Raw genomic sequence first — 19119 nt, 5'->3', positions numbered from 1 at the left:
GTCAAGCCCACGTGGTGATAGGAACACTATGAGCGGAAACGCAGTTCGTTTGCAGGCGATCAACAACGTCGAGGCCTACGTGCCGCCGGCCATCAGCTTCGACCCCACCGAAGCGCCCGGCGAGATCTTCGGTGCCAACGTTTTCACCAAGGCCGAGATGCAGCTGCGGCTGCCGAAGTCCGTATACAAATCAGTCGTCGCGACCATCGAGAAGGGCGCGAAACTGGACCCCGCGATTGCCGACGCTGTCGCCTCGGCGATGAAGGATTGGGCGCTGTCCAAGGGCGCCACCCACTATGCGCACGTCTTCTACCCGATGACCGGGCTGACCGCCGAAAAGCACGACAGCTTCCTTGAACCGGTCTCCGACGGCCAGGCGCTGGCCGAGTTCGCCGGCAAAACCTTGATCCAGGGCGAACCCGATGCATCCAGTTTCCCGTCCGGCGGCCTGCGCAGCACCTTCGAGGCGCGCGGCTACACCGGCTGGGATGTCACCAGCCCGGCCTACATCCTGGAGAACCCGAACGGCAATACGCTGTGCATCCCGACCGTCTTCGTGTCCATGACCGGCGAGGCGCTGGACTACAAGACCCCGCTGCTGCGCAGTCAGCAGGCGATGGGCGTGCACGCCGAGCGGATCCTGAAGCTGTTCGGCCACACCGACCTGGAGAAGGTGGTGTCGTTCTGCGGCCCCGAGCAGGAGTACTTCCTGGTGGACCGGCACTTCTTCCTGGCACGTCCGGACCTGGTGAACGCCGGCCGAACCCTGTTCGGCGCCAAACCGCCGAAGGGGCAGGAGTTCGACGACCACTACTTCGGTGCGGTGCCCGAGCGGGTGCTGGGCTTCATGATGGACACCGAGCGGGAGCTGTTCAAACTCGGCATCCCCGCCAAGACCCGGCACAACGAGGTGGCTCCGGCGCAGTTCGAGGTCGCGCCGATGTTCGAGCGGGCCAACATCGCCTCCGATCATCAGCAGCTGCTGATGACGGTGTTCAAGACCATCGCCAAGAAACACGGCATGGAGTGCCTGTTCCACGAGAAGCCGTTCGCCGGTGTCAATGGGTCGGGTAAGCATGTGAATTTCTCGGTGGGCAATGCCGAGCTGGGATCACTGCTGGTGCCCGGCGACACCCCGCACGAGAACGCTCAGTTCCTGGTGTTCTGCGCGGCGATCATCCGGGCCGTGCACAAGTTCGGTGGGCTGCTGCGCGTGTCGGTCGCCTCGGCCACCAACGACCACCGCCTTGGCGCCAACGAGGCGCCCCCGGCCATCATCTCGATCTTCCTCGGCGAGCAGTTGGCCGACGTCTTCGAGCAGATCGCCAAGGGTGCCGCGACCTCGTCCAAGGGCAAGGGCGTCATGCACATCGGCGTCGACACCCTGCCGAGCCTGCCGACCGACCCGGGCGACCGCAACCGCACCAGCCCGTTCGCGTTCACCGGCAACCGATTCGAGTTCCGCGCGCCCGGTTCGGGACAGACCGTCGCCGTGCCGATGATCGTGATCAACACCATCATCGCCGACTCGTTCGACTACATGGCCACGGTCCTGGAGAAGGCAGTCGGGGACGGCGAGGATTTCGACTCCGCGGTTCAGGCACTACTGACCGAGATCATCACCGAGCACGGTGCGGTGGTGTTCAACGGGGACGGGTACTCGGAGAACTGGCAGATCGAAGCCGCCGAGCGGGGACTGCCGAACCTCAAGACCACTCTCGACGCCATCCCGGAACTGATCAAGCCCGAGGCCATCGAGGTGTTCGAGAAGTACGGCGTGTTCAGCGAGCGGGAGTTGCACAGCCGCTACGAGGTCCGGTTGGAGCAGTACGCGCTCACGATCGCCGTCGAGGCGAAGCTGACCCTGGAGGTCGGCTCCACGGTGGTGCTGCCCGCCGCGATGCGGTACCAGACCGAGCTCGCGCAGAACATCGCCGCGCTGAAAGCGGCCGGCGTAGAGCCGAGTATGACTCTGCTGGAAGTGGTTTCGGCCCCGATCGCCGACTTGTCGGCTGCGCTTTCAAGCCTGAAGGCGGCGCTGGCAGATCACTCCGCGGAGACGGCCTTCGATGAGGCGGCGCATGCCCGAGATGTGCTGCTGCCGGCGATGGACGCGGTGCGCACTGCCGCCGACGCACTGGAGGGCATCGTGGCCGACGACCTGTGGCCGCTGCCGACCTATCAGGAGATGCTCTACATCCTCTGAGATAGACGTCGTCGGGTGTGGAGGCTGGATCCGTCCGGATCCTGGTAACCGCGCAGCCTCCACACCCGACGATCACCCGCGGTACTTCGTGACGTACTCGGCCATCGTCTTCAGCTGGTACCGCGATACGTCATGGGCGGTTTCGTCCTCGGCGAATACCGAGGACACCATGACGGTGTCGTCGCGGTCGTAGAAGCCGATCTCGGCCAGGCCCCCGAAGAACTCGTCCCAGTTGATGTCGCCGTCACCGATTTTCAGATGCTGGTGAACCCGTACCGGGTTGCCCGGCGGGTTGGTGATGTAGCGCAATCCATGGCTGCGGTGGTGGTCCATGGTGTCGGCGACGTGGACCAGGCGCAGGAAGTCGGCGGCGGCTCGGATGATCTCGGTCATGTTCGAGCCCATGTGGAACGTATGGCATGCCACATACACCATGCCGACATTGGCGGAGTTGACCCCGCGGATGATCCGGACCGCTTCGAGACCATCCTCGACGAAATCATCGGGGTGCGGGTCGATCCGGACATCGATGCCTTCACGTTCGAATATCGGGAGCAGTTCTTCCATCGATCGAAAGAACGCCCGTTCGGATTCCTCGGGTTTCTCGGGACGTCCGGAGAATTCGGTGTTGATCACGTTGACGCCGAGGTCGACGGTGATCTGGATGACACGCTTCCAGTTGCGTACCGCGGCTTCGCGGGCATCGGGGTCCGGGCTGGACCAGCGCAATACCGGCAGCACCGAGGCGATCCCGACGCCGGCGTCGGCACAGGCCTCGCGGAACTTGGCCACCAGATCGTCGTCGGCGCGCGGATGGTTGAAGAACGGGATGAAGTCGCGGTGCGGGGTCAGCTGCAGATACTCGTAACCGAGTTCGGCCACCAGGCGCGGAAATTCGAGCAGTCCGTAGTCGTGGTGGAACGGCGTCGGATCCAGTGCGATCTTCATGTCACGCCCCCGGGATCGACTCGCGCGACACCATCTTCACCTCGATCGGCAGGCCGGTCTCCAGTGCCTCGACACCGGCCGCACACACCGCCGCAGCAGCGTAGCCGTCCCACGCGGTGGGGCCATCTGTGTAGTCCCCGGTGGTGGTGCCATGCTGAACCGCGTCGACCCAGCGCTGGAACTCGATGTCATAAGCCCGGCCGAAGCGTTCCCGGAAACCTGGGGTGATGGTGCCACCCCAGGTTCCTGGTGCACCCTTACGCACCAGCCCGACATCGAGTCCGATGAACGCCGAACCCTTTTCGCCGACCAGTTCGGTGCGCACCTCGTAGGCCACGCCGGTGGTGACGAACAGTTCGACGTCCACATGCTTGCCGGAACCGGTGCGCATGATGGCGATCTGCGGGTCCTGGATGCCCTCGGGGGCACCCGGATTGACGGCCGGCTTGATGATCTGAATCGAGGCGATCTCCTCGTCGAACAGGAACCGGGTCACATCGACCTCATGGACCAGGGAATCCTTGACGATCATGGAGCTGTCGAAGCTCGGCGGCACGGCCGGGTTGCGGTGCACGCAGTGCAGCACCAGCGCGCGTCCGAACTCATCGGCATCCAGCATGGTTTTCAGCTGCATGTACTCCTCGTCGAAACGGCGCATGAAACCGACCTGGATGAGCCGCTTTCCGAGCTCGGCCTCGCGCTTGACCACCTCGAGGGACGATTCGACATCGGTGGTCAGGGGCTTCTCGCACAACACCGGCTTGCCGTGTTCCAGGCAGGACAGCAGTTGCTTGTCGTGGGTGGGCCCTGGCGTGGCGAGCACGACGGCATCGACCTCAGGGTCGGCGATGGCGTCGAGCGGATCGGTCACTGCCCGGCAGCCCGGGATGCCTGCGGCGATCGCTTCGGCCTTCTCGGTGAGGAAGTCGTTCACCACGACGACGCGGGCCCCGGAGATCCGGCTGGTCAGGCGCGCGACGTGGTCGGCGCCCATGATGCCGACGCCGAGGACGGCGACACGAAGATCAGACATGCTGCTCCTAGCTGAAACGAACGGACGGGACACCGCAGGACCCCAGGTACTTCTGGGTGCGCTGGGCGATGGGTAGGGGAGCATCCGCCTCGCAGGGGTACATGTCCTGCTCGACGATCGCGAACACGTCGATACCGAGTTTCTCGATCTCGGCGAGCAACGGCGGCATCTCCGGAATACCCAGCGGCGGTTCGATCATCGCGCCCAGCTTGACTGCCTCACCGAATGGCAGGTCCTCGGCCTCGACCTTGGCCCGCACCTCGGGATCGACCTGCTTGAGATGCAGATAGCCGATGCGCTCGGGGGCGTGGCGGATGATGGCGACGTTGTCGCCGCCGCAGTAGCTGATGTGACCGGTGTCCAGGCAGAGGTTGACGAATTCGCCGTCGGTGCCGTCGAGGAATCGATACACGTTCTCTTCGGTGTCGACATGGCTGTCGGCATGTGGATGGTATTGCGCACGCACGCCGTACTTTTCGAACATGGCCTTGCCCAGCTCGTTCATGCCCTGGGTCTTCTTGCGCCATTGCTCAGCCGTGAGGTTGCGGTCCTCCAGCACCGCCCCGGTGGCGGGATCACGCCACATCTCGGGGATGACCACGACGTGCTTACCGCCGACTGCAGCGGTCAGCCTGGCGACGTCCTCGACCTGGGTCCACACTGAGTTCCACGCTTCGTCCCCGTGGGATTCAGACTGGTGCAGATGCTCGAACACGGTGCCGGCCGAAAGCTTCAGATTGCGCTCGGCGAGTTCGTCGGCGAGTCGCTCAGGGTCGGTCGGCAGGTAACCGAATGGCCCCAGCTCGATCCACCGGTAGCCCGACGCGGCAACTTCGTCCAGGAAGCGGGTGTACGGCGTCTGGTTCGGATCGTCGGGAAACCACACACCCCAGGAATCAGGAGCCGAACCAACGAGAATCTTGCTCACTACGAGTCCTTCTGACGATCTGCCGGATTGATCAGGGGGCGTTGAACTTTCTTCCAGTCCGTATAGCGTTCGTAGGCGCTCTGGGTGGACTCCAGCGTGGAGACCTCCGACACCGGAACGTCCCACCAGGAGTGACTGTCCGGGGCGAAGACCATGGGATCGGTCTCGACGTAGATGACGGTGGTGTTCTCGGCACCCTTGGCGGTCTTGACCGCGTCGGTGAATTCCGCGGCTGTGCCGACCCTGATGACGTCGGCGCCCAGACTGGCCGCGTTGGCCGCCAGATCCACCGGTAGCTTCGCGCCGTCGAGGCGGCCGTCGGCACCGCGGTAGCGGTAGGCGGTACCGAATCGCTGAGAACCCAGTGACTCCGAAAGACCACCGATGGAGGCGAATCCGTGATTCTGCACCAACACCGGAATGACCTTGACGCCCTCCTGTACCGCGGTGACCAGTTCGGTCGCCATCATCAGATACGAGCCGTCGCCGACCATGATGAACACGTCCCGGTCTGGGTCGGCCATCTTCACGCCGATGCCGCCGGCGATCTCGTACCCCATACAGGAGTATCCGTATTCGACGTGATAGCCCTTGCGATCCCGGGTGCGCCACAGCTTGTGAAGGTCGCCGGGCATCGACCCGGCGGCACACACCACCACATCGCGCGGATCTGAGAGCATGTTCACCAGGCCGATCACCTGGTTCTGGTTGAGCTGAGCACCGTCCTCGGTCGCATAGACCGAAGACACCGTGGCCTCCCACTCCGCAGCGAGTTCGGCGGTGCGGAAGCGGTATTCGTCACCGACGCGGTAATCGCCCATGGCGGAACTCAGCGCAACGAGCGCCTCTCGCGCGTCGGAGACGACGCTGACGCCACCCTGTTTGACCGAATCCAGCGATGCGACGTTGATGTTGACGAACCGGACATCGGGATTGTTGAACGCGGTCCGTGAGGCGCTGGTGAAATCGCTGTACCGGGTGCCGATGCCGATCACGACGTCGGCCTCCGACGCCAGCGCGTTGGCTGCGGTGGTGCCGGTCGACCCGATCGCGCCGACAGACTGCGGGTGGTCGAAGCGAAGTGAACCCTTGCCGGCCTGGCTCTCGGCGACCGGGATTCCGGTCTGCTGGCACAACGCCGCGAGTGCATTCTCGGCGCCGGAGTAGTGCACGCCGCCGCCGGCAACGATCAGCGGCTTGCGGGCGGACGCGATGATCTCGGCGGCCCGCGTGATGGCGGAGCGCTCTGGCAGCGGGCGAGCCACATGCCAGGTGCGTTCGGCGAACAGCGATTCCGGCCAGTCGTGCGCCTCGGCCTGCACGTCCTGGGGCAAAGCGACGGTCACCGCACCTGTTTCGCAGGGATCGGTCAGCACCCGCATGGCACCCAGTAGAGCGGCCGGGAGCTGTTCGGGTCGCCAGACTCGGTCGAAGTACCGGGACAGCGGCTTGAACGCATCGTTGACCGTCACATCACCGGAGGAGGGCAGTTCGAGCTCCTGCAGCACAGGCGAACTGACCCGGGTGGCGAACGTGTCGGAGGGCAACAGCAGCACCGGCAACCGGTTGATGGTGGCCAGCGCGGCGCCGGTCAGCATGTTGGTCGAGCCGGGACCGATGCTGGCGGTGACCGCCCACGCCTGCAGCCGGTCCTTCTGCCTGGCATACGCCACCGCGCTGTGCACCATGGCCTGCTCATTGCGGCCCAGCACATACTTGAGCCCGGGTTCCCTGTGCCCTTCTGGGGCCTCCGAAGCCTCAACCTCGTCTTGCAACAGCGCCTGACCGAGACCGGCGACGTTGCCGTGACCGAATATGCCGAAGCAGCCGGCGAAGAACTTGTGGCGTTCGCCGTCCCGCTCGACGTACTGATTGGCGAGGAATCGAACGGTGGCCTGTGCCACCGTAAGTCGCACAGTAGCCTCGGTATCGACGAGCTTCTCGGTCGACTTCGGTGCGGTGGATACCACGGGATCAGGCTCCTTGGCGAGAAGTGGATGTAGGGAACGGGAGACGCGGATCGACGTCCTGGTGCTCCCAACTGTCACGGAGCCAGGTGTGGTTCGGGTCGTCACAGATCAACCAGGCCCGGTCCGGTCCGGAGCCGGCCATCACATTGAGGTAGTACATGTCGTGGCCCGGTGCCGCGATCGACGGTCCGTGATAGCCGTGTGGTACCAGCACGACGTCCCCGGATCGGACCTCTTCCAGCACCTCGATGGGGCGTTCAGGGGTGCCGTAGACCCGGTGATAGCCGAATCCTGGTGTACCGGCCGGGCTGTCGTCGATCTCGAAGTAATAGATCTCTTCCAGCTGGGTTTCCACCTCGGTGTTCTCGTCATGCTTGTGCGCGGGATAGCTGGACCAGTTGCCACCCGGGGTGATCACCTCGCATGCGATCAGCGAGTCGGCCTCGAATGTTGTTGCAGTGCCGAAGTTGTGCACCTGGCGGCTGCAGTTGCCCGCGCCGCGAAGCTCCACGGGCACGTCGGCCGCGGCGCGCCTGCGGTTCGGAAACGAGCGCGTTGCCCGCGCACCGCAGATCGCGAAGCGGCCCTCGCCGGAAAGTCGATATTCCTGACCGATACCGAGATAGACCATGTCGGCGGGACCGTCGAAGACGGAGGACCGCGGTGACAGTTCGAAGGTCGCTCCGCCACATTCGACGGTGCCGCCACCGGTCAGCGGAAGGATCATGACCTCGGTGTGGCCGGTGTGCAGTTCGAAGTGATTCGACATCCAATGCTCGCCTATTTCCAAGACCTGCAACGAGGATTCGGACCAGCCTGCGGACTCCGGGGTGACGTTGACGGTGAACGGCAGCTCGGCGCTGCGGGCGGGGATGTACCACTTGCTGTTCATTCGTCACCTCACCAGCTTCACGGCTGCTGCGACGGCCGACGCGACGTCGTCGTCAGGCGGGTACAACAGGGTGCGGCCCACGATCAGGCCACGCACCGAGGGCAGCTCCAACGCCTTCTCCCAGTTGGCGAACGCCTCGTCGGGATCGGTCGGGTCACCGCCGAGCAGAAGGGTGGGCATGGTGGTCGACTCCATGACGCGCTCCATCTCGTCGACCACAGGCAGCTTCATCCAGGTGTAGGCCGAGGTCGAGCCCAGCCCCTGGCTGATGTGTACTGATTTGATCACCGCGTCGGGGCTCAGATCGTTGCGCACCTTGCCGTCGGCCCGGCTGGACATGAATGGCTCCAGCATCGCGACCAGACCGTGCGCCGCCAGCTCATCGACGGCCTTTGCGCAGGACGCCAGCGTGGACACCGTGCCTGGATCATCGAGATCGATGCGGCACAACATCTTTCCGCCGTTCATCCGGGCCGCGGCCGTCGAGGCCGCGGTCGCACCGGTCATCCGGTCGTCCAGCTCGAATGTCGAACCGGCCAGCCCGCCACGGTTGAACGAGGAGAAAACCACCTTGTCGTCCAGTGCGCCGAGCAACAGTAGGTCGTCGAGAATGTCAGCGGTGGCCAGGACGCCGTCGACTCCTGGATCGGAGAGTGCGGTGCACAACCGGTCGAGCAGGTCGGTACGGCTGTTCATGGCGGTGGTTCGCGGCCCGACCGCGAGGGCCCCGCGAGCCGGATGATCGGCTGCGACGATCATCAGCCTGCCGTCCCCGCGGACTGTCGGACGAGTGGTGCGGTGCTGCCAGGCCGCGCCGATCGCGGCCGGTGCAGTCGTGCGGACCTCGGTGATCGCGGCGTAGTCCCTGCACACGGTGGGTTTAGACATTGGCTGCCTCCACGGCGGTTTGTTCGGCGAGGTCGGCCACCTCGGCGGCGGTCGGCATCGCGGTCGAGCATTCGAGCCGGGAAGCGACGATGGCCCCGGCCGCATTGGCGTAGCGAAGGGTCTTCTCCAGCGGCCACTCGTGCAGCAGGCCATGAATCAGGCTGCCACCGAAGGCATCTCCGGCTCCCAGCCCATTGATCACGTCGACCTCGTTCGGTCGCACGGTGACCGAGGTGCGCCTGGTCTTGCCCAGCACGCCGCGCGGGCCCTGCTTGACGATCGCCAGCTCCACCCCCGAATCGAGCAGGGCGTCGGCAGCCTTGTGCGGGTTGCTCTCACCGACGGCGATCTCGCATTCCTCGCGATTGCCCACCGCTACCGTGACGTGCTGCAAAGCCCGCTGCACCTGTTCGGTGGCCGCGGCTGGGGTCTCCCAGAACATCGGCCGATAGTCGAGGTCGAGGACGGTGAGGGGAGCGCGGCCCCGGATTTTCCAGGCAGCGAAGTGCGCACTGCGACTTGGCTCTTCGGAGAGTCCGGTGACCGTAGACCAGTACAGTCGCGTGTTGCGCACGGCCTCGGTGTCGATCTCGTCCGGCCGGATCTGCAAGTCGGGTGCCGACGGCTTGCGGTAGAAGTACAGCGGGAAGTTGTCCGGCGGGAAGATCTCGCAGAACGTCACCGGAGTCGGATACTCGTCGTGGGTGTGGACGAACCGGTTGTCGACGCCGAGGGCAGCGAGCTGACTGCGCACGTATCGGCCGAACGGATCGTCACCGACGCCTGAGATGAGTGCGCTGCGGTTGCCCAGCCGGGCCGCCGCGACCGCGACGTTCGCCGCACTGCCACCAAGGAATTTGCCGAACGATTCGACGTTTTCAAGCCCTACCCCTACCTGCAGCGGATAGACGTCGACGCCGCTGCGTCCGATGGCGAGGACATCGAATGCCTGGTTGGCGGTATCGGTCACGATTGGCTCCCAACTGCGGCGCGTATGCGAGTGGCATGAATTCGAGCGGCGACGAGTCCTGGCGCTCTCGATGTCGACTGTGCGCCCCGTCACCGCGCGGTGTCAAGACTTTGTTCGGACATTCTTACTTTCAGTCATAAGCAGGTACGCTGAAAATTCGTCGCGCACAGTCTTGGCGCGGAGCACAGGAGGATCGGAGAGAGAGTGACCCCGACACTGTCCGTCGAACTCGACCGTTCGAGCCCCGTGCCGCTGTACTTCCAGGTGTCTCAGGTTTTCGAAAAGGCGATCCTCGACGGAAAGCTCAAGCCCGGGGACCGCTTCGAGAACGAACTGGCACTGGCGAGCCGGCTCAACCTGTCCCGGCCGACGACTCGGCGCGCCATTCAGGAACTCGTAGACAAGGGGCTTCTGGTCCGCAAGCGGGGTGTCGGCACCCAGGTGGTCCAGACTCCCGTGCACCGTCCCGTCGAGCTGACGAGCCTGTACGACGACCTCGCCCGGGCTGGTCAGGAGCCCGCCACCAAGGTGCTGGAGTACACGATCGGGCCGGCTTCCGATGAGATCGCGGGATGGTTGAACCTCTCGCCCGGTAGTGAGGTCGCGATGATGCGCCGGCTGCGCACATCGAGTGGCCAGCCGTTGGCCCTGATGACCAACTACCTGCCCGCGGCGCTCGCGCCCGACGAGGAGCAACTCGAACAATCCGGCCTGTACCGGTCACTGCGTTCGCGCGGCGTTCACATCCGGCTGGCTCGTCAGCGGATCGGCGCGAGGGCGGCCAGCCGGGACGAGGCACGGCTGCTCGACGAGAAGCCGAAGGCCCCGCTGCTCGTGATGGAACGGACCGCGTTCGACGACTCCGGACGCATCGTGGAGTACGGCAGCCACGCGTACCGCGCATCGCGCTATTACTTCGACACCACCCTCGTTGATCGCTGAGACGTAGTCAAAAGTCTTCTGTCCCTTACGGTTTCGTACCGGTGCTGCCCACGCGCGGTGGCGGCTCCGGTCGAGTCGCCACCCTCCTTCGGATTTGATATGCAGTCCTAATGTCAGAACAAAGTCTTGACATTCGAATGTGAGCGGTATTACATCGTGGGCGAGGCCGTGTCGCTTGCCACTGGAGTCCAGAACACACAAGCACCGGTGATGTCGAGGACAAGGAGAACTAATGAGGTTCAGTCGGCTCGCGGCTGCAGCCGGGGCGAGTGTGCTCGTACTCGCAACCGGCGCATGTTCGGCCACCGGCGGCAAACCCGACAGCAGCGGCGGCGGCATGGGTGCGGGAACAGCCGACACTCCACGGATGACCATCGCGATGATCACCCACGAGGTGCCGGGTGACTCCTTCTGGGACCTGGTCCGGAAGGGTGCCGAGACCGCGGCGAAGAAGGACAACATCGAGCTGCGGTACTCCAACGATCCAGAGGCGCCCAACCAGGCCAACCTGGTCCAGACTGCCGTGGACAGTGGTGTCAGGGGCATCGCGGTGACCTTGGCCAAGCCTGACGCGATGAAGGGTGCCATCGAAAACGCCACGGCAAAGGGCATTCCCGTGGTGGCATTCAACGCCGGTCTCGACGCATGGCAGAAGTTGGGCGTCAAGGAGTACTTCGGCCAGGACGGTTACATCGCCGGTCAGGAAGCAGGTAAGCGCTTGCAGTCCGAGGGCACCAAGAAAGCCATCTGCGTCATCCAGGAACAGGGTCACGTAGATCTGGAGGCCCGCTGCGCAGGTGTGAAGAACACGTTCCCCGGCGTTGAGATCCTCAATGTCAACGGCAAGGACATGCCCTCGGTCGAGTCGACGATCACCGCCAAGCTGCAACAAGATCCGTCCGTCGACACCGTTCTCACGCTCGGAGCGCCGTTCGCGATGACCGCCGTCCAATCGGTCAAGAACGCGGGCAGCGCGGCCAAGGTGGCCACGTTCGACACCAACGCGGCGCTGGTCGACGCGATCCAGAACGGCGACATCCAGTGGGCGGTCGACCAGCAGCCGTTTCTGCAGGGCTATCTGGCCGTCGACTCTTTGTGGCTCTACCTCAACAACGGCAACGTGATCGGCGGTAACCAGCCCACGCTGACCGGCCCATCGTTCATCGACAAGTCGAACATCGACGCCGTCGCCGAATATGCCAAGAACGGAACCCGCTAGACATGAGTACTCAGGCCGATCTCAATCTCGAGACTCACAAAGTCGTCCACGATGAACGGGTCAAAGAACAGAACAAGCTGCAGCGCTTACTGATTCGCCCCGAGATGGGGGCCGGCATCGGGGCGATCGGCATCTTCGTGCTGTTCCTCATCGTGGCCCCACCATTCCGGACCCCCGAAGCTCTGGCAACGGTGCTCTACGCGAGTTCGACCATCGGCATCATGGCGGTCGGTGTGGGCGTGCTGATGATCGGCGGAGAATTCGACTTGTCCTCGGGTGTCGCAGTCACCACGGCCTCACTGGCGGCGTCGATGCTGTCCTACAACCTGCACCTGAACCTGTGGACCGGCGCGGCGCTGGCCCTCGTGATCGCCCTGGCGGTCGGCTTCTTCAACGGCTACATGGTGATGAAGACCAAGATTCCGTCATTCTTGATCACCCTGAGTTCGTTCTTCATGCTCACCGGCATCAACTTGGCGGTGACCAAGCTGGTGTCCGGTCAGGTCGCCACCCCGAGCGTCTCGGATATGCAGGGATTCGATTCCGGCAAAGCGGTTTTCGCGTCATCGTTCACACTGTTCGGGGTCTCGGTGCGGATCACCATGGTGTGGTGGATTCTGTTCACCGCGATCGCCACCTATGTCTTGTTCAAGACCCGGATCGGCAACTGGATCTTCGCCGTGGGCGGTAACCAGGACAGTGCCCGCGCGGTCGGCGTACCGGTCACCAAGGTCAAGATCGGCCTGTTCATGGTGGTCAGCTTCTGCGCATGGTTCGTGGGAATGCACTTGCTGTTCGCCTTCAACACCGTGCAGTCCGGGCAGGGCATCGGCAACGAGTTCTTCTACATCATCGCGGCTGTTGTGGGCGGCTGCCTGCTCACCGGCGGCTATGGCACCGCCATCGGAACCCTGATCGGCGCGTTCATCTTCGGCATGACGAACCAGGGCATCGTCTACGCCGGCTGGAACCCCGACTGGTTCAAGTTCTTCCTCGGCGGGATGCTGCTGTTCGCGGTGATCGCCAACAACGTCGTCCGCAACTACGCAGCGAAAAGGTAAGTAGATGAGCACAACTGCCGAAGCACCGATCGCAGAGTCTCCGTCAGGCGGCGCCCCGCCCGTCGTCGAACTCAAGAACGTCGGAAAGAGCTACGGAAACATCATCGCGCTCAAGGACATCAGCCTGCGGGTGGGTGCCGGTGAGGTCACCGGTGTGCTCGGTGACAATGGCGCGGGCAAGTCGACGCTGATCAAGATCATTGCCGGTCTGCACAAGCCGACCGAGGGTGACCTGCTGATCGACGGCAAGGCCACGGTGTTCGATTCTCCCAAGGACTCGCTGAAGGCCGGCATCGCCACGGTGTATCAGGACCTGGCGGTGGTCGCGCTGATGCCGGTGTGGCGCAACTTCTTCCTCGGCAACGAACTGTGCAAGAAGGGCATCCTCAAGTCCCTGGACATCAACGCGATGCGGGCGACCACGATCTCGGAACTCAACAAGATGGGCATCGACCTGCCGGATGTCGATGCGCCGATCGGGTCGTTGTCGGGTGGCCAGCGTCAGTGTGTGGCGATCGCGCGGGCGATCTTCTTCGGCGCTCGCGTATTGATTCTCGACGAGCCGACCGCGGCGCTCGGCGTCAAGCAGTCCGGCATGGTGCTGCGGTACATCACCGCTGCGAAGGAGCAGGGGTTCGGGGTCATCTTCATCACTCACAACCCGCACCATGCGCACATGGTCGGTGACCACTTCGTCCTACTCAACCGCGGTCGCCAGAAGCTGGATTGCTCCTATGACGAGATCAGCCTGGAAACTCTCACCCAGGAGATGGCCGGCGGCAACGAACTTGAGGCGCTCAGCCACGAGCTCCGCCGCTGATCACTGCGTCAGCGCCCCGTCGGCCGCCCGGCCGGCGGGGCGCTGCGCTATCTGCGCGATCGCGAGAATCACCTTGGAGCCGAATGGGGATGCGGCGCATCGCCAAAATGGGCACGCCCGCCAGCGGCGAGCGTGCCCACAATGCCCATGTTTTTCGGCGCCCGACCATCAGACACGCACGCTCGCGCTGCTGGGGGTGCCTCAGGAAAACGCGGCGCGGAAGGCTTCCAGTGCTACGACGCTGTCGCCGGAGGCGTAAGCCTCCATGCCGACGGTTCCGGTGTAGCCGCCGTCGCGCAGCGCCTTTGCTATGGCGGGGTAGTGGATCTCACCCGTGCCCGGCTCACAGCGACCTGGCACGTCGGCCACCTGGATCTCGCCGATCGCAGACCCGGCCCGGCGGACCAGGTCGACGAGGTTTCCCTCGCCGATCTGCGCGTGATAGAGGTCGAGCATCATCTTGACGTTGGGATGGTCGACCGCCTCGATCAGCGCCAGGGTGTCCTTGGCCCGCGCCAGCGGGACCCCGGGATGGTCGACGATGGTGTTGAGGTTCTCCAGACAGAACGTGACGCCTGCCTCGGCGCCCAGTTCACCGAGCTGTTCCAGCCCGCGCAGCGTCGAGAACCACATGTCGCCGGTGACGCGGTGCCGGGGGCGTGCGGCCTGACCATCGACCAGCTCGCCCGGATGAACGACGAGTCGCGGAACCCCGAGTACCTCAGCGGCTTTGATGGCCTCCTGTGCGGTACGCACCACCTCGCGGGCGCCCGCCGGGTCGTAGAGATCTCCGTGCAGGTACCCGGTCATCGACGAGAAGCGGGCCCCGGTCGACGCGAGCGCATCGAGGTCTTTGTCGTGGAAGCTCCAGATCTCCACTGAGAAGCCGAGTTCGGATATGCGCCGGGCCCGCTCGACGATGTCGAGATCGGTGAACACCATCTCCGAGCAGATCGCGAGTTCGAACGTCATGAGCGCACCGCATCCGCGAGCGCGACCGGTGCGCCACCAGTTCCGATGGGGCCGAAGGCCAGCTGATCCGGCATGAGGACTCCTGATTCACTAGAACGTTTCGGGTCTGACAAAGGCAATGCGGTCGTCATCGTGCGGGATTCAACCGCGGCACTATCGCGTGGGTAGTCCCGCGGCCTGGTACGCGGCGTCGACGTGGGCCATGTTGGTCACCGCGTCGGCGAGTCCGAACGGCAGCGCCGCGCCGTTCTGGACGTGGTCGGCGAACGCCTCCAGTTGATACGTGTAGCTGGCCCGGGTGCCGAGTCGCTCGACGCGTTCACCGGCAGCCGTCCGCACAGTGATCCGGTCGTCGTCGTTGGGCCGGATGAAGTCGTGAACCAGCAACTCACCGTCGCTGCCGACGATCCTGATGGTGAACGAATACTCCGGCGCCACCATCGAATTGGCGGTCAATCCGGTGGCGCCGCCCGGGAAACCGACCTCGACATCGCACGTCGCATCGACATCGGTCGATCGTTGCTCGGCATGGGCGGTGACGATGGACGGGGCGCCGCGAAGCCCGTCGACGTCCAGCCGGCCCAACGACCGCAGGACGTGCATGCCGTAGCAGCCGAGGTCCATCAGGGCCCCGCCCGCCAGTTCCAGGGACCAGCGCGGGTCATCGTCGTCCGGGGCGGGCATTGCCATCCGCACCTCGACCCGGGTGAGCCGACCGATCTCGCCACCGGCGGCAAGCGTGAAGGCCCGCTGGGTCACGGGGTGGAAGAAGTAGTGGAACCCCTCCAGCACCGTGACCCCGGCGGCCTCGGCGGCCCGGGCTACCGTGGCGGCCTCGGAACTGTTGCGTGCGAAAGGCTTCTCGCTGAGCACGGGTTTCCCAGCGGCGACCGCCGCCAGATTCCACGGCGCGTGCAGCCTGTTGGCCAGGGGGTTGTAGATGACATCAACCTCGGCGTCGTCGATCACCTCGGCGTAGGAGCCGACGACGCGTTCCACGCCGTATTTCTGTGCAAAAGCCGCCGCGCGCTGCGGATCGCGCGCGGCGACCGCCACCAGTCGGTGACCCAGTTCCTGCGCCGGCCCCACGATGGCCTTCTCCGCGATCCGGGAAGCACCCAGAACACCGATGCGCAATCCGGTCACGAGGTCACAGACTTCAGGTACGCCACGCTGGCCCGCACGTCGGCGGCCGGACCGTCACCAGCCGGTGCGCCATCCAGGATCGTGTCCTGCTCCATCACGAACCAGCCGTCGAAACCGTTGTCCCGCAACACGGAGATGATTCCGGCAATATCGATGTCGCCGGTGCCCAGTGGGGTGTACATCCCGGCGCGCACCGCGTCGGTGTAGCTGATGTCGCCAGACTGCACCTTGGCGGCCAGCGCGGCATCCACATCCTTGAGGTGCGTGTGCTTGATCCGCGTCGGCACGGCCTTGGCCAACTCGAGTGGATCGGTACCGCCGATCAGCAGGTGCCCGGTGTCCAGGCACAGCGGGATCGCCGAGCCGGCCAGCACCCGGTCGACATCCGCGCGGGTTTCCACCATGGTGCCGACGTGTGGGTGCAGCACGGCGAGCAGGCCGGCCCGTTCGGCGATGTGCGAGAGACGGTCGAGGTTGGACAGCAGTGTGGTCCATTGCCGGTCGTCGAGCGTCGGTCGGGAGTCGTACCCGTCGGACCCGGTGGCCGCGGCCAGCACCACCACCCCGGCGTCGGCTGCCACCAGCGAATCAAGCGGTCCGGCAAGGTCATCGGCGGGATCGTGATCGGCGTTGTGCAACACCACCGGGACGAACCCACCTACACAGGCCAGCCCGTGCCGGTTCAGTACGGATTGAAGGTCGGCGGTGTCGGCGGGCAGGAAGCCCTCCGGGCCGAGCTCGGTGGCGGTCAGGCCGGTCTCGCGCATCTCGGTGAGCACGCGTTCGGGGTCGAGCTGATGACCCCAGCCGGGAACCTCGCACACGCCCCAGGAGATCGGCGCTCCGGCGATTTTGATCGTGGCGCTCATGCGTTGCGAACCTCCTCGATGCGCACCGGGGTGCCCCGGCGCAGGGACTCGGTGGCGGCCTCGGCCAGCCAGGCCACCTCGACGGCGTCGGCCACCGTGGCGCCGGAGACCGGCGCGCCCTTGGCCACTTCCACGAAGCCGGCCAGCTCTGTGCGGAACGCTTCGGTGAAGCGGTCCATGAAGAAATCGTGCGCTGGGCCAACCGGGAATGTGTTGGCGGGATCCATATTTCGCATCGGCACACCCTGGTCCCAGCCGGCGGCCACGCTGTCGTCGAACCCGTGAACCTCAAGGCGGCAGTCGTATCCACGGGCGTTGTAGCGGGCGTTCGAGATCACCCCGAGCGCGCCGCCGTCGAAGCGGACGACCACCGCCGCGGTGTCCACGTCGCCGTACTCCGCGAACAGCGGGTCACCCTGGACGGTTCCGGTGGCGTACACCTCGACCGCGTTCTGGCCGGTGATCCATCGGACTATGTCGAAATCGTGTACGGCGCAGTCGCGGAAGATTCCGCCGGAGCCCTTGATGTAGTCGAGCGGCGGGGGAGCAGGGTCCATCGTGGTGCTGCGCACCGTGTGCAGGATGCCCAACGAACCATCGTCGACTGCACGCTTGGCCGCGGCGAAGGCGGCATCGAAGCGGCGCTGATAGCCAACCTGCACGGGGACACCGGATCGTGCGATGGTCTCGGCGACCCGCGCGCTCTCCGCGGCGGTGGAGGCGATCGGCTTCTCGCAGAATGTCGGGATGCCGCGTTCGACGGCGGCCAATGTCAGCTCGGCATGTGCCGGGGTGGCGGCCGCCACCACTACGCCGTCCACGCCTGAGGACAGCAATTCCTCGACGGTGTCGACCGCTTTGACGCCGTGCTTGGCGGCCACCGCTGCGGCCACGTCGGTGCGTTCGTCGGTAATCACCAGCCCGTCCAAACCATCTAGGGCGGAAAGGGTTTCGGTGTGGAATGCGCCGATGCGGCCCAGTCCGATAACGCCGAGCGTGGTCATGGAATTCTCCGTTCTTGTTGCTGATCGAGGATGGCGCCGAGTTCTTCGGCGGACAGATCGCCCGCCAGCGCGGCCAGCACGGTGTCGACCTGGCTGGGCGGGGCCAGGCTGCCGATGGGTTGGTCCCGGTCGAGATTCGTCGGGAACGCGTAACCCTCGGCGGTGGCGTTGACGGCGTTGGCCAGCTCCCGCTCGGAGCGGCCCGCGGCCTTCATCGCCAGCAGGGCCGGGTATACGGCGCGAACCATGGCGGTGCGGTCGAGTGCTTCCATCGCGCGTCCGAACGGCGACGAGATCTGAAGCAGGTTGGCCATGCGCCGGATGTCGGGCGAGGTGTTGGTGCCCGCGCCGTGGTAGAGCGCCGGATTGAAGAAGACGGCATCGCCCTTGCCCAGCGGCACCTGAACCTGGTGGTCCGCGAAGTACTCGATGAACTCCGGCCGGTAGAACGCGATGTAGCCGGCCTCGAACGTCTGCGAGTACGGCAGCAGCATGGTCGGCCCACTGGCCAGCGGCATGTCGCAGTGCGCGATCGCGCCCTGCAGCGTCATCGCCGGTGACAGCCGGTGCAGATGCACGGGGTAGTCGGACAGCTGGTCAGGGGTGACGAAACCGAGGTGATAGTCGCGGTGCGGAACTTGCGCTGCGCCACCGGGATTGACCACATTGACCTGCGAGGTGACTTGGTACCGAGGGCCCAGCCAGGCCTGCGACACGACGGCCAGTGCGTCGTTGGCGTAATAGTCTGCGTACACGTCGGGGGAATGCAGGGCCAGCTTCTGCGCGGCATTCCAGATGCGGTCGTTCGCGCCGGCCTTGCCGAAATGGTCACCGGCGGCGGCGCCTTCGCGGCGCTGGGCTTCGATCAGCGCGTTGAACGCGGCGCCGGCACGATCCACCACAGCCTCGTCGAAGGCACCTTCGAACACCACGACGCCCGGGCCGTCGGCCAGCGCACTGATCAACTCGGCCTGCAGCCCGCGGCGGTCGGCGCCGGCGATGGCGGCGGCCGAGTACACAGGGACGTTGTGCCGGATGTCGGCGGCCAGTGGGTAGTCGGCGGCGTCGGTGCTGCGGGACACCAGGGCGCGGAACTCGTCGAGGGAACAGTCGGAGTCCTCGATCCAGGCCCGGCGCCCTCCACGCGATGTCCGCAATGTCGTGGTCATGGCTGACAGTCTTGCTGTGTCCTGTGGCACAATCAACGGCAAAAAGCCATCAAAAAACCATCAACGCGAGAGAGGTCCACCG

Annotated in this window: 17 protein-coding genes; 5 read left to right on the top strand and 12 right to left on the bottom strand. The window is 65.0% G+C overall.

Features of this window, described 5'->3' with window-relative positions; genetic code table 11:
* The first annotated feature begins 28 nt into the window (after positions 1 to 28).
* The gene (locus tag H977_RS0121230) at positions 29 to 2206 is read left to right on the top strand and encodes a glutamine synthetase III family protein (protein ID WP_029109758.1); all 2178 of its coding nucleotides are present in this window, start codon (positions 29 to 31) and stop codon (positions 2204 to 2206) included.
* A gap of 72 nt (positions 2207 to 2278) precedes the next feature.
* Here the strand turns inward: H977_RS0121230 and H977_RS0121225 are convergent, their stop codons facing one another.
* From H977_RS0121225 to iolC, 7 genes are read right to left on the bottom strand one after another with little or no spacing between them, the layout of a single operon-like run.
* On the bottom strand, positions 2279 to 3154 hold the full coding sequence (locus tag H977_RS0121225; RefSeq protein ID WP_029109757.1) for a sugar phosphate isomerase/epimerase family protein: 876 nt from the start codon (positions 3152 to 3154) through the stop codon (positions 2279 to 2281).
* A 1-nt stretch (position 3155) separates the two neighbouring features.
* Positions 3156 to 4187 carry a Gfo/Idh/MocA family protein gene (locus H977_RS0121220; protein WP_029109756.1) on the bottom strand — a complete coding sequence of 344 codons (1032 nt, stop codon included), beginning with the start codon at positions 4185 to 4187 and terminating at the stop codon, positions 3156 to 3158.
* 7 nt (positions 4188 to 4194) lie between these two features.
* A complete protein-coding gene (locus H977_RS0121215; protein WP_029109755.1) occupies positions 4195 to 5115 on the bottom strand; it encodes a sugar phosphate isomerase/epimerase family protein in 921 nt (306 codons plus the stop codon).
* On the bottom strand, positions 5115 to 7085 hold the full coding sequence (iolD, locus tag H977_RS0121210; protein WP_029109754.1) for a 3D-(3,5/4)-trihydroxycyclohexane-1,2-dione acylhydrolase (decyclizing): 1971 nt from the start codon (positions 7083 to 7085) through the stop codon (positions 5115 to 5117). The genes H977_RS0121215 and iolD overlap by 1 nt, the downstream gene beginning before the upstream one ends.
* Positions 7086 to 7089: 4 nt before the next feature.
* Complete coding sequence (iolB, locus tag H977_RS0121205) at positions 7090 to 7977, bottom strand: 5-deoxy-glucuronate isomerase (protein WP_029109753.1); 888 nt, start codon at positions 7975 to 7977, stop codon at positions 7090 to 7092.
* Between the two features lie 3 nt (positions 7978 to 7980).
* Positions 7981 to 8865 carry a Cgl0159 family (beta/alpha)8-fold protein gene (locus H977_RS0121200; RefSeq protein WP_029109752.1) on the bottom strand — a complete coding sequence of 295 codons (885 nt, stop codon included), beginning with the start codon at positions 8863 to 8865 and terminating at the stop codon, positions 7981 to 7983.
* The gene (gene iolC, locus H977_RS0121195) at positions 8858 to 9835 is read right to left on the bottom strand and encodes a 5-dehydro-2-deoxygluconokinase (protein WP_029109751.1); all 978 of its coding nucleotides are present in this window, start codon (positions 9833 to 9835) and stop codon (positions 8858 to 8860) included. The genes H977_RS0121200 and iolC overlap by 8 nt, the downstream gene beginning before the upstream one ends.
* 204 nt (positions 9836 to 10039) lie before the next feature.
* On the opposite strand from iolC, the gene H977_RS0121190 reads away from it, so the two are divergent.
* From H977_RS0121190 to H977_RS0121175, 4 genes are all read left to right on the top strand, one after another.
* Positions 10040 to 10777 carry a GntR family transcriptional regulator gene (locus tag H977_RS0121190; protein ID WP_029109750.1) on the top strand — a complete coding sequence of 246 codons (738 nt, stop codon included), beginning with the start codon at positions 10040 to 10042 and terminating at the stop codon, positions 10775 to 10777.
* A gap of 232 nt (positions 10778 to 11009) precedes the next feature.
* Positions 11010 to 11996, top strand: a complete 987-nt coding sequence (locus H977_RS0121185) for a substrate-binding domain-containing protein (protein WP_029109749.1) — start codon at positions 11010 to 11012, stop codon at positions 11994 to 11996.
* A 2-nt stretch (positions 11997 to 11998) separates the two neighbouring features.
* Positions 11999 to 13057, top strand: coding sequence for an ABC transporter permease (locus tag H977_RS0121180; protein ID WP_029109748.1), 1059 nt, complete (start codon positions 11999 to 12001; stop codon positions 13055 to 13057).
* Between the two features lie 4 nt (positions 13058 to 13061).
* Positions 13062 to 13877, top strand: coding sequence for an ATP-binding cassette domain-containing protein (locus H977_RS0121175; RefSeq protein ID WP_029109747.1), 816 nt, complete (start codon positions 13062 to 13064; stop codon positions 13875 to 13877).
* A gap of 201 nt (positions 13878 to 14078) precedes the next feature.
* Here the strand turns inward: H977_RS0121175 and H977_RS0121170 are convergent, their stop codons facing one another.
* From H977_RS0121170 to H977_RS0121150, 5 genes are all read right to left on the bottom strand, one after another.
* Positions 14079 to 14849 (bottom strand): TIM barrel protein, encoded by a 771-nt coding sequence (locus H977_RS0121170; RefSeq protein ID WP_029109746.1) that lies wholly within the window; start codon positions 14847 to 14849, stop codon positions 14079 to 14081.
* Between the two features lie 153 nt (positions 14850 to 15002).
* Complete coding sequence (locus H977_RS0121165; RefSeq protein WP_029109745.1) at positions 15003 to 15995, bottom strand: Gfo/Idh/MocA family protein; 993 nt, start codon at positions 15993 to 15995, stop codon at positions 15003 to 15005.
* Positions 15992 to 16864 (bottom strand): sugar phosphate isomerase/epimerase family protein, encoded by an 873-nt coding sequence (locus H977_RS0121160; RefSeq protein ID WP_036476616.1) that lies wholly within the window; start codon positions 16862 to 16864, stop codon positions 15992 to 15994. The genes H977_RS0121165 and H977_RS0121160 overlap by 4 nt, the downstream gene beginning before the upstream one ends.
* Entirely contained in the window at positions 16861 to 17868 is a 1008-nt protein-coding gene (locus tag H977_RS0121155) for a Gfo/Idh/MocA family protein (RefSeq protein ID WP_029109743.1), read from the bottom strand. The genes H977_RS0121160 and H977_RS0121155 overlap by 4 nt, the downstream gene beginning before the upstream one ends.
* Positions 17865 to 19037 (bottom strand): phytanoyl-CoA dioxygenase family protein, encoded by a 1173-nt coding sequence (locus H977_RS0121150; RefSeq protein ID WP_029109742.1) that lies wholly within the window; start codon positions 19035 to 19037, stop codon positions 17865 to 17867. The genes H977_RS0121155 and H977_RS0121150 overlap by 4 nt, the downstream gene beginning before the upstream one ends.
* Positions 19038 to 19119: the final 82 nt, after the last annotated feature.

The organism is Mycobacterium sp. URHD0025, from assembly GCF_000426065.1.
GTDB lineage: Bacteria > Actinomycetota > Actinomycetes > Mycobacteriales > Mycobacteriaceae > Mycobacterium.
This window is presented reverse-complemented; position numbering and strand designations above follow the sequence as displayed.